The 10,373-nt window shown below is 67.5% G+C and carries 8 protein-coding genes, 1 tRNA gene and 2 pseudogenes; 6 read left to right on the top strand and 5 right to left on the bottom strand.

What is annotated here, in order from left to right:
• Both ACK59X_RS02195 and ACK59X_RS02190 read left to right on the top strand, forming a co-directional pair.
• A pseudogene (locus ACK59X_RS02195) lies at positions 1-190 on the top strand (hypothetical protein); the annotation flags it as partial.
• The gene (locus ACK59X_RS02190) at positions 187-642 is read left to right on the top strand and encodes a hypothetical protein (RefSeq protein WP_409954808.1); all 456 of its coding nucleotides are present in this window, start codon (positions 187-189) and stop codon (positions 640-642) included. The pseudogene ACK59X_RS02195 and the gene ACK59X_RS02190, both read left to right, overlap by 4 nt.
• Before the next feature lie 191 nt (positions 643-833).
• Here ACK59X_RS02190 and ACK59X_RS02185 read toward each other — a convergent pair whose 3' ends face one another.
• The 3 genes from ACK59X_RS02185 to ACK59X_RS02175 form a co-directional block, all read right to left on the bottom strand.
• A complete protein-coding gene (locus tag ACK59X_RS02185; protein WP_409954807.1) occupies positions 834-1,175 on the bottom strand; it encodes a hypothetical protein in 342 nt (113 codons plus the stop codon).
• 279 nt (positions 1,176-1,454) lie between these two features.
• A tRNA-Arg gene (locus tag ACK59X_RS02180) sits at positions 1,455-1,530 on the bottom strand.
• A gap of 81 nt (positions 1,531-1,611) precedes the next feature.
• Entirely contained in the window at positions 1,612-2,271 is a 660-nt protein-coding gene (locus ACK59X_RS02175) for a TetR family transcriptional regulator (RefSeq protein ID WP_409954806.1), read from the bottom strand.
• A gap of 184 nt (positions 2,272-2,455) precedes the next feature.
• Here ACK59X_RS02175 and ACK59X_RS02170 point away from each other — a divergent pair, with 184 nt between their 5' ends.
• The 4 genes from ACK59X_RS02170 to ACK59X_RS02155 all read left to right on the top strand — a co-directional run bounded on the left by ACK59X_RS02170 (position 2,456) and on the right by ACK59X_RS02155 (position 9,055).
• Entirely contained in the window at positions 2,456-3,736 is a 1,281-nt protein-coding gene (locus tag ACK59X_RS02170; protein WP_409954805.1) for an efflux RND transporter periplasmic adaptor subunit, read from the top strand.
• A gap of 13 nt (positions 3,737-3,749) precedes the next feature.
• Positions 3,750-6,905, top strand: coding sequence for an efflux RND transporter permease subunit (locus ACK59X_RS02165; protein ID WP_409954804.1), 3,156 nt, complete (start codon positions 3,750-3,752; stop codon positions 6,903-6,905).
• Positions 6,898-8,334 (top strand): efflux transporter outer membrane subunit, encoded by a 1,437-nt coding sequence (locus tag ACK59X_RS02160; RefSeq protein WP_409954803.1) that lies wholly within the window; start codon positions 6,898-6,900, stop codon positions 8,332-8,334. The genes ACK59X_RS02165 and ACK59X_RS02160 overlap by 8 nt, the downstream gene beginning before the upstream one ends.
• A gap of 154 nt (positions 8,335-8,488) precedes the next feature.
• The gene (locus ACK59X_RS02155) at positions 8,489-9,055 is read left to right on the top strand and encodes a c-type cytochrome (protein WP_409954802.1); all 567 of its coding nucleotides are present in this window, start codon (positions 8,489-8,491) and stop codon (positions 9,053-9,055) included.
• A 72-nt stretch (positions 9,056-9,127) separates the two neighbouring features.
• Here ACK59X_RS02155 and ACK59X_RS02150 read toward each other — a convergent pair whose 3' ends face one another.
• Positions 9,128-9,655: a DUF2946 family protein gene (locus tag ACK59X_RS02150; RefSeq protein ID WP_409954801.1), complete on the bottom strand. Its 528-nt coding sequence runs from the start codon at positions 9,653-9,655 to the stop codon at positions 9,128-9,130.
• Positions 9,648-10,244, bottom strand: a pseudogene (locus ACK59X_RS02145) (YheT family hydrolase); the annotation flags it as partial. The pseudogene ACK59X_RS02145 and the gene ACK59X_RS02150, both read right to left, overlap by 8 nt.
• Between the last annotated feature and the right edge of the window lie 129 nt (positions 10,245-10,373).

Below are 10,373 nucleotides of genomic sequence, written 5' to 3'. Positions count from 1 at the left end.
GTCCGTGGGCTACACGCGCTTTGGCGGCGACATCGCGGCCCCCAACTACATCGACTACAGCGTCGGCGGTGCCTATGACTTCGGTTCGGGCCTGTCCCTGGGTGCTGCCGTGGTCGGCGCCAACAAGAAGGACTACTTCGGCCCCGTCAACAAGTCGCGCGTGATCGTGACGCTGACCAAGGCACTTTGAGCACGCATCCTGCCGACGAGACCTTCGCCGGCAAAGGCGGCAAAAAGGCAGTGCCCACCGTCGCGACGGAGGCACTGAAGCCCCCTGGTTTGCCGCCTCTCTCCACCATGGACCTTCTACCGACCGCATTCTGGGCCCTTGCAACGGCCAAGCTGATGGCATCGGTTCCTGTGCAATACATGGCACTGCAAAGGGAAACGCCATACAGCCTGCGCCTTGCCAACGGGCAGAGAAAGGACGACTGGCTGTGCGCAGCCATCATGGTGACAACACTGCTGCTGGGCGAATACAGCTTGAGCGGTTGGGCCTATGTACGCATCCAGCAAGGACTGACCGAGCATGCGCCCTTGCTCTTTCACCTGGATTCGGCTCTACAGCTCTCTGGCTCCGCCATCGCCGCATGGCTGATTCACCGCTCAGTCCAACGGTACTGCGCCTTGCATCGAGAATAGGCGATGCCTGCCATTTGAGCGGCTGTCAAGCCGATGACTGTTGTCTCTCCTTGGGACCTTTGGGTCAAGCCTGCAAAACCAGGCTCCGCCAACCAATGGCGGTTGGCACTCGTCCTCGGCGGTTCGCCCGGTTCTCTTGACCAGCCTGCTGTCCGGTGGCGCGTGGGGCTTCTGTCACATCTATCGACTATTCACTTCCGGTCGTCCACCACATTGAACTCAAAACGGAACTGCACCGCCACCTTCTCCGGCAGCGTGACGACCACGCGGGTTTCCTGCGGATGCAGCACCGTGCTGCCATCGGCTGCCACGGCACCATGGGAGACGGTCAGGGTCTCGTCCTTGCTGGTGAGGGTGCGGCGCGTGGCCTCCCAGCCGAACTGCCCGGGTCGCAGCTTCTGGCGCTGCAGCCAGGCCCAGATCGCCACGATCTCGGCATTCACTTCGGCTTCGAGGGCACGTGGTGTCTTCGCTTCGCCGGAAAACTCGTAGCGGTCCTCGCGCAAGACCCATTTGAAAAGCAGATGCGGCATGTTCTATTGAACCTCGGGAAACTGAACGCGCGAATCGGGAAAGTCAGGATCGGATGGTGAGGCCATAAACGTGCCACACAGCACGTAAATGTTCCGCAAACACGATCATCATTTCCGCCGGCAACTGGGAAGTTGCCTTGCCACCCTATGGTCCTGCACGGAATCGGCGGAAATTGGAATGCAGGCATATCCATGCCACCCCGAAAAGGAAGCACAAGCGTTCCCAACCGGCACGCTTACGGGTGGAGCCACAATGGAATTGGAAGACCAGGAAGATGGTGGTGCGGCTGGCGGGGATCGAACCCACGACCCTTGGCTTCGGAGGCCAATACTCTATCCACTGAGCTACAGCCGCATGTGTGTAGCTCCGCATTATCGCATGGGGCTGACACCTCCCGGCGCAATGTGCTCGCACGGTCCTCCCCAGCCCACCCGCTCAAGTGGCGTTGGCGGGCGGCACGGCCAGGGACGAGGCGCCCAGCACCAGCCCCAGGCCGGTGATGTAGGCGTCGGTGCACGCGCGACCGATGCCCACCAAGTCGAACACCCCGTTGGAAAGAATCCAGTTCTGCATCAGCCCGTCGAACAGCGCATGCAGGCCGAGCGCCGCGCCCATGGCCGACACCGGCATGGACACCTTCTGCGCATTGGCGGCGAGCTCGAAATCACGGGCCAGCTGGCGGATGAACCCGTCGCAGGCGGCCATGTGGCGCTCGCGCACGGCCACCAGTTCCCCCACATACTCCACCTTGTGCAGGGCGATCTCGAACACCCGGCGCGTGTGCTCGTCCGAGGCCACGCTCTCCAGAACCAGCGCCATCACGGCGCGCAGGCGCTGCAGCGGGTCCAGGTCGGCACTGGCCTCGAACTCGCCATAGCCCTGCTCCAGTGGCAGGGTCACCCGGTCCATCATAGCGTTGAACAGATCGACCTTGTCCTTGAAGTGCCAGTAGATGGCCCCGCGGGTGGTGCCGGCGGCCAGGGCGATGTCGCTCAAGGATGCCCGGGAGACGCCCTTGTCGTAGAACACCTTCTCCGCCGCGTCGATCAGGCCGTTGCGCGTGGCAATCGCGTCCTCTTTGGTTCTGCGCACCATGGATACAGCCTCCCATTCATTGCAAATTCACAAGCGGCCCGGGCCGGTCGCCAGTCCTATTATACATCCATGGTTGTATGTATAATTGCCCGTCTATTGGTAGAAACTCCTACTCGCCGACGCATCTGCTGCATCGGCGATGCCTGCCGTGACCCTCCCGTTGATGCCCAACACAAGGACTCCCATGTCTCGCCTGCGTGACCTCTCTCCCCGCATTGCGCGCATCCCTGCCCTGCAGCGAATGCTGCCCGTGGCCGCTCTGTGCACCGTTGCCGTCTTTCTCGCCGCATGCGGCAAGTCCGATGCCCCGGCTGCAGCTGGCGGCGCCCCCAAGATGCCGCCCGTGGAAGTGGGCGTGGTCGTCGCCACGCCGGGCGACGTGGGCCTGATCACCGAACTGCCCGGCCGGGTGGAGGCCTCGCGCGTGGCCCAGGTGCGCGCCCGTGCAGCCGGCATCCTGCTCAAGCGCGAATTCCGCGAGGGCAGCGACGTGAAGGCGGGCCAGCCCCTGTTCCGCATCGACCCGGCCACCTATGCCGCGGCCGCGGACAGCGCCAAGGCCAGCCTGGCCAAGGCCGAGGCCAACCTGGCCCAGGCCACGGCCACGGTGGAGCGTTATCGCCCCCTGGTCGCCGCCAACGCCATCAGCAAGCAGGATTTCGTGAACGCCGAGGCCGCCCAGAAGCAGGCCCAGGCCGACGTGGAAGCCGGCCGTGCCGCTACGCGCACTGCTGGCATCAACCTGGGTTACGCCAGCGTGACCGCGCCCATCTCCGGGCGCATCGGCCGCGCCCTGGTGACCGAAGGCGCCCTGGTGGGCCAGGGCGAAGCCACGCCCCTGGCCATCATCCAGCAGATCGACCCGGTGTACGTGAACTTCACCCAGTCCGCCAGCGAAGTGTTCGCGCTGCGCCGCGCCATGGAGAGCGGCCAGTTCAAGCGCGCCACCGGTGACGCGGCCAGCGTGAAGCTGCTGCTCAGCGACGGCACCGCCTACGAGCACACCGGCAAGCTGCTGTTCTCCGACTTGTCGGTGGATGCCACCACGGGCCAGGTCACGCTGCGCGCCGAAGTGCCCAACCCCAAGGGCGAGCTGCTGCCCGGCCTGTACCTGCGCGTGCAGATCGAGCAGGTGCAGGCCAGCAACGCCATCACCCTGCCCCAGCAGGCCGTGACGCGCACCCAGCAGGGTGACACGGTGAGTGTGGTGGGCGAGGACGGCAAGATCAGCCCGCGCAGCGTGAAGATCAGCGCCGCACAGAACAACCGCTGGGTGGTGCTCGATGGCCTGAAGGCGGGCGAGAAGGTCATGGTCGACGGCTTCCAGAAGCTGCAGATGCTGCCCCCGGGCACGCCCGTCAAACCCGTTCCATGGCAGGCTGGCGGTGCCACGCCCGCGGCAGCCCCGGCCGCTGCAGCGGCTTCCGGTGCAGCGCCTGCCGCGTCCGCCGCCGCGTCGAAGTAAGCAAGGGGCATCCATGGCCAAGTTCTTTATCGACCGCCCGATCTTCGCGTGGGTGATCGCGCTGTTCATCATGGTGATGGGCGGTGTGGCGATCACGCAGCTGCCGATCGCGCAATACCCCCCGGTGGCGCCGCCCGCCATCGTCATCAACGCCGCTTACCCCGGCGCCTCGGCGCAGACGCTGGAGGACAGCGTGCTGTCCGTCATCGAACGCGAGATGAATGGCTCTCCCGGCCTGATCTACATGGAGTCGGTGGCCCAGGCCGATGGCTCGGGCAGCATCACGCTGAGCTTCCAGCCCGGCACCAACGCCGAACTGGCGCAGGTGGACGTGCAGAACCGCCTCTCGCGCGCCTCGCCACGCCTGCCCTCGGCCGTGACGCAGCAGGGCGTGCGCGTGGACAAGTCGCGCTCCAACTTCCTGCTGTTCACGATGCTTTCATCGACCAACCCGAAGATGGACACGGTGGCCCTGGGCGACTACGCCTCGCGCAACATCGTGCCCGAGCTGCAGCGCCTGAACGGCATCGGCCAGGCCCAGCTGTTCGGTACCGAGCGCTCCATGCGCATCTGGATCGACCCGGCCAAGATGGTCAGCTTCAACCTGTCGTCGGCGGAGGTCACGGCCGCCATCCGGGCGCAGAACGCCCAGGTGGCCAGCGGCACCATCGGCGACCTGCCCAATGTGGCCGGCCAGGGCATTGCCGCCACCGTGGTGGTCAACGGCCAGCTGTCCAGCGTAGAGCAGTTCGGCAACATCGTGCTGCGCGCCAACACCGACGGCTCCACCGTGCGCCTGAACGACGTGGCGCGCGTAGAACTCGGTGGCCAGGCCTATGCCACCTCGGCGCGCCTGAACGGCAAGCCCGCCGTCGGCATCGGCGTGCAGCTGTCGCCAAGCGGCAATGCGCTGGAGGCCGCCAAGGCCGTGCGCGTGAAGATGGACGAGCTGGCCCGCTTCTTCCCTGAGGGCACGGAGTGGAGCATTCCCTACGACAGCTCGCGCTTCGTGGACATCTCCATCACCCAGGTGGCCATCACCCTGCTGGAGGCCGTGGCCCTGGTGTTCCTGGTGATGTTCCTGTTCCTGCAGAACTGGCGCTACACCATCATCCCGACCATCGTGGTGCCGATCGCCCTGCTGGGCACCTTCGCCACGCTGTTGGCCCTGGGCTTCTCGATCAACGTGCTGACCATGTTCGGCATGGTGCTGGTGATCGGTATCGTCGTGGACGATGCCATCGTGGTGGTGGAGAACGTCGAGCGCATCATGAGCGAGGAAGGCCTGCCGCCGCTGGAAGCCACGCGCAAGGCCATGCGCCAGATCTCGGGCGCCATCATCGGCGTGACCGTGGTGCTGATTTCGGTGTTCGTGCCGCTGGCCTTCTTCTCGGGCTCCACCGGCAACATCTTCCGCCAGTTCTCGGCAGTGATGGTGGCGTCCATCGGCTTCTCGGCCTTCATGGCGCTGTCGCTCACGCCCGCGCTGTGCGCCACCCTGCTCAAGCCGGTGGAAGCCGGCCACCACCACGAGAAGAGCGGTTTCTTCGGCTGGTTCAACCGCGGCTTCTCGCGCACCGCCAAGGGCTATGAAGGCCTGGTCTCGCGCATGCTGCGCAAGGCCGCGCGCTACCTGGTGATCTACGCTGCCATCATCGGCGCCGTGGTGGTGGTCTACATGCGCGTGCCGACCTCTTTCCTGCCCGGCGAGGACCAGGGCAACATCATCGTCAACGTGCAACTGCCGCCCGGTGCGACGCAGGAGCGCACGCTGGCCGTGATGCAGCAGGTCGAAGAGTTCATCCTCAAGCAGCCCGAGGTGCAGAGCATGGTCGGCGTGCTGGGCTTCAGCTTCTCGGGCCAGGGCCAGAACGCCGCGCTCGCCTTCGTGACCCTGAAGGACTGGAAGGAACGCCACGCCCCCGGCCAGTCGGCCCAGGAAGTGGCAGGCCGCGCCTTTGGCGGGCTGATGGGCATCCGCGATGCCTTCATCTACCCGCTGAGCCCGCCGCCCATTCCCGAGCTGGGCAACGCCAGCGGCTTCTCGTTCCGCCTGCAGGACCGCAGCGGCGCCGGGCACGAGGCGCTGATCAACGCGCGCAACCAGCTGCTGGGCATGGCCGCGCAGAGCAAGATCATCACCCAGGTGCGCCCCGATGGCCTGGAAGACGCGCCGCAGCTGCAGATCGACATCGACCGCGACAAGGCCAACGCCCTGGGCGTTTCCTTCGACGCCATCAACTCGACACTGTCGACGGCCCTGGGCTCCACCTACGTGAACGACTTCCCCAACCAGGGCCGTCTGCAGCGCGTGGTGGTGCAGGCCGACGCGCCGGCGCGCATGCAGCCCGACGACCTGCTCAAGCTCAACGCCAGCAACAATCTGGGCAAGCCCGTGCCGCTGTCGGCCTTTGCCAGCACGCGCTGGGTCAAGGGCGCGCAGCAGACGGTGCGCTACAACGGCTATCCGGCCGTGCGCATCTCGGGCTCGCCCGCACCGGGCATGAGCACCGGCGCCGCCATGGCCGAGATGGAAAAGCTCGCTGCCCAGCTGCCACCCGGCTTCGGCTATGAGTGGACGGGCATGTCGCGCGAGGAAAAGCTCGCGGGCTCGCAGTCGCTGATCCTGTACAGCTTTGCCATCCTGGCCGTGTTCCTGTGCCTGGCTGCGCTGTACGAGAGCTGGTCGATCCCGCTGGCCGTGATCCTGGTGGTGCCGCTGGGCGTGCTCGGGGTGCTGCTCGCCACCCTGCTGCGCGGTTATGCGAACGACGTGTACTTCCAGGTGGGGCTGATCACCATCATCGGCCTGTCCGCGAAGAACGCCATCCTGATCATCGAGTTCGCCAAGGACCTGCAGGCGCAGGGCCGCGGCGTGGTCGAGTCGGCGCTGGCCGCCGCCCACCTGCGCTTCCGTCCCATCGTGATGACCTCGCTGGCCTTCGGCCTGGGGGTGCTGCCCCTGGCCATCGCCTCGGGTGCGGGCTCGGCGAGCCAGCGTGCCATCGGCACCGGCGTGCTGGGCGGCATGGTCACCGGCACGGCACTGGCCGTGTTCTTCGTGCCCGTGTTTTTCGTGGTGGTGCGCAGCCTGTTCAAGGGCAGCGCGCGCCAGCAGGAGATGAACCGCCGCCACGCAGAAGAAGCAGGAGTTGGAACCCATGACTGATCGACGTACCCCCCTGCCCCTGGCAGTGGCCGCCGCTGCGGCGCTGCTGCTCTCGGGCTGCTCGATGATCCCCACCTACGAGCGCCCTGAGGCACCCGTGCCCGGCACGTTCCAGGCGGGCCCCTCGGCGCCTGCCGGGGCCGCCGCCGCGGCGCAGGTGCCGTGGAAGGACTATTTTGCCGACCCACGCCTGCAGACCCTGATCGGCGCAGCGCTGGCCAACAACCGCGACCTGCGCGTGGCCGCGCTCAACATCGAGCAGGCGCGCGCGCAGTTCCAGATCCGCCGCGCCGACCAGTTCCCCAGCGTGGGCCTGGGCGTCAACGCCAGCCGGGGGCCGTCGGCCGCCAATGGCGACCTGACCAACTCGTTCAGCGTGGGCCTGGCGCTCTCGGCCTGGGAGATCGACTTCTTCGGCCGCATCGCCAGCCTGAAGGAACAGGCACTGGCGCAGTACCTGGCCACCGAGGAAGGCCGCAACGCCGCCCAGGTCAGCCTGGTGGCCGCCGTGGCCAACGGCTGGCTCACGCTGCTGGCCGACGAGGAGCTGCTCAACCTGTCGCGCCGCACGCTGAGCTCGCGCGAGGAGTCGGTGCGGCTCACGCGCCTGCGCCTGGACTCGGGCGTCGCCTCGGAACTGGACTTCCGCCAGGCCGAATCGCTCACCCAGGCCGCGCGCGCCACCCTGGCGCAGCAACAGCGCCAGCGCGCGCTGGACGAGAACGCGCTGGCCCTGCTGCTGGGCCAGCCGGTACCGGCCGAGGTGCTGGCCAGCCTGCCAGGAAGCACCCTGGCCAATGCGCCGGCCATGGCCGCCCTGCCCGCCGGCCTGCCCTCGGAGCTGCTCGCGCAGCGCCCCGACATCCGCCAGGCCGAGCAGCAGCTGATCGCGGCCAATGCCAACATCGGTGCGGCACGCGCCGCGTTCTTCCCGCGCATCTCGCTCACGGCGCAGGCCGGCACGGCCAGCGGCGAACTCTCGGGCCTGTTCAAGAGCGGCTCCTGGGGCTTCACCATCGCCCCGTCGCTGCTGCTGCCGATCTTCGATGCCGGCCGCAACCAGGCCAACCTGCAAAGCTCACAGGCCTCGCGCGCCATCGCATTGGCGCAGTACGAGAAAGCCATCCAGACCGCTTTCCGCGAGGTGTCCGATGCACTGGCCGGGCAGTCCACCCTGGCCGAGCAGTCCGAGGCCCAGCGGCGCCAGGCCGAGGCCGAAGAGGCCCGCCTGCGCTTGGCCGACCTGCGCTACCGCAATGGCGTCTCCAGCTACCTGGACCTGCTGGATGCCGAGCGCTCGCTGTTCACCACCCAGCAAGGCGTGGTGCAGGTGCGCCTGGCCCAGCTGCAGAACCAGGTGGTGCTCTACAAGGCGCTGGGCGGCGGTGCCACGGCCGAGCCAGCGGCCCAGGCGCCCGCAGGCTCCTGAGCCCTCCCGGGCGGCCGCAGCCATGGCGTGCCGCCCGGAAATGTTTTGTCGGGCTTTCGATACGCACGCTGCCCGGGGCTGCGGGGGCCAGAGCACCGGCAGATATAATTGAAGGTTGATTGCATCAAAGCCCCACGATAAACCCGAGGAAGTCATGAGCGACACCCACCACGAAGAAGCCCATACCGGCCCGATCAAGAACCCCAAGCAGTTGCTGGTCGCGGTACTTGCCTCGTTTGTGATTCCGATCTTTGCGATCATCGGTCTCGTTCTCTATGTGACCTCGGCCGACAAGCCGGGTGCCGGCGCGGTTGACAGCCAGAAGGCCACCGCCGCCCGCATCCAGAAGGTGGGCATGGTCGAGGTGCGCGACGCCAACCGCCCCCTGGCCAATGGCGAAACCGTCTACAAGGCCCAATGCGCCGCCTGCCACGCCACCGGCGCGGCAGGCGCTCCGAAGTTCGGCGACGCAGCCGCCTGGTCGGACCGCATCAAGACCGGCTTCGAGACGCTGGTGCAGTCGGCCCTCAAGGGCAAGGGCGCGATGGCCCCCCAGGGTGGCGGCGATTTCAGCGACACCGAGATCGCACGCGCCGTGGCCTTCATGGCCAATGCCGGTGGTGCCAAGTTCGAAGAGCCTGCAGCCCCAGCGGCGGCGGCCTCCGCGGCAGGCGACGGCGCATCGGCCGTCGCGGCCCCGGCGTCTGGCGCATCGCAGTAAGCGCACCGCACTGCCCAAGCAAAAAGCCGGCCCCGTGAGGTCGGCTTTTTTTATGTCCTCAAGGGTTCGTGCTCAGGTCGCGCGCCGCTTCGCAGGGCTGGTGACGAAGCCATGGCGCGCTGGCAGGTCCTCGGCGCGCACCTCCACCGGCGTCCAGCGCCCCTGCTCCACCGCCTCGGCAGCCAGGCCCACGTCCAATGTGTGCACCAGGCCCAGGCCCAGGGGCGTGACCAGGTAGACCCGGCCCTGCGCGTCCAGCAGGCATTCGTCCACGGTGGTGGGTTGGCCCGTGTGGGAGGCCACCGCCCCATCGGGGGACAGGCGCCAGACCAGCGGCGTGGCTTCCAGCTCCACATATACGCGCTGCGGCCCGTTCTGGAAGAACCACTGCCCGGCCTCGTCGGCCTCGTAGTTGCGGTGGATGAAGTCAATCAGCTTCTCGTGCTGCAGCAGCGAGCCCTTGGATTCCGGGAACGGGCCTGCGGCCTGCGTCCTGTCGTCGCGCATGTACCAGCGCCCGCGCGCGTCCAGCCCCAGCCAGCCGTAGCAGTCGGGCACGTTGGGCCATTTGGCCAGGGCCTGTTTGACGATGTCATCCATGCCGCGATTGTGCCCCCGCTGCACGGCCTTGCGTGTCAGCCTGCGCCGCAAGCCAGTCCCCCACCGCATCCGGCATGGCGCGCACATGGCCGGGCAGGCGCCCCTTGACAAAGCCCACGTGGCCGCCGTGCGCTGGCTGCCACAGGGTGACGCAGCGGCCCACCTCGTGCACGCCGGGCAGGCTGCTGGCGGGAACAAAGGGGTCGTTGCGCGCATTCACCACCAGCGCCGGAATGCGGATGCGGTGCAGCAGCGGCTTGGCGGATGCCCGCGACCAGTAGTCCTCGGTGTTGCGAAAGCCGTGCACCGGCGCGGTGAAGACGTTGTCGAAGGCGTACAGGTCGCGCGCCGCCATCAGGGCCTGGCGGTCGAACAGGCCCGGGTGCTGGGCCAGCTTCTGCAAGGCCTTGGGCACCAGCGTGCGCATGAACATGCGGGTGTAGACCTGGCGGTTGAAGCCGCGCCCGATCGCATGCCCACCCGCAGCCAGATCGATGGGCGAGCACACCGCGGCAATGGCGTCCGCACTGCGGCTGGCCTCGTCGCCCACCTCGGCGGCCCAGCGCAGCAGCGCGTTGCCGCCCAGGGTGGCGGCGGTGGGTCGTGCGCGTGGCATGGGCAGTGACGGGGGTGGTGGGCAGTGCGCCTATTGTGCGCGGTCGGCCGCATTTGTGGTCCGGACCCGGCGGGCGCTGCAGGTGGACTGCACCGCTGTGGC

Origin of the sequence: Acidovorax sp. (assembly GCF_046339755.1) — a bacterium.
In the GTDB taxonomy this organism is placed as follows: domain Bacteria; phylum Pseudomonadota; class Gammaproteobacteria; order Burkholderiales; family Burkholderiaceae_C; genus Acidovorax.
This window is presented reverse-complemented; position numbering and strand designations above follow the sequence as displayed.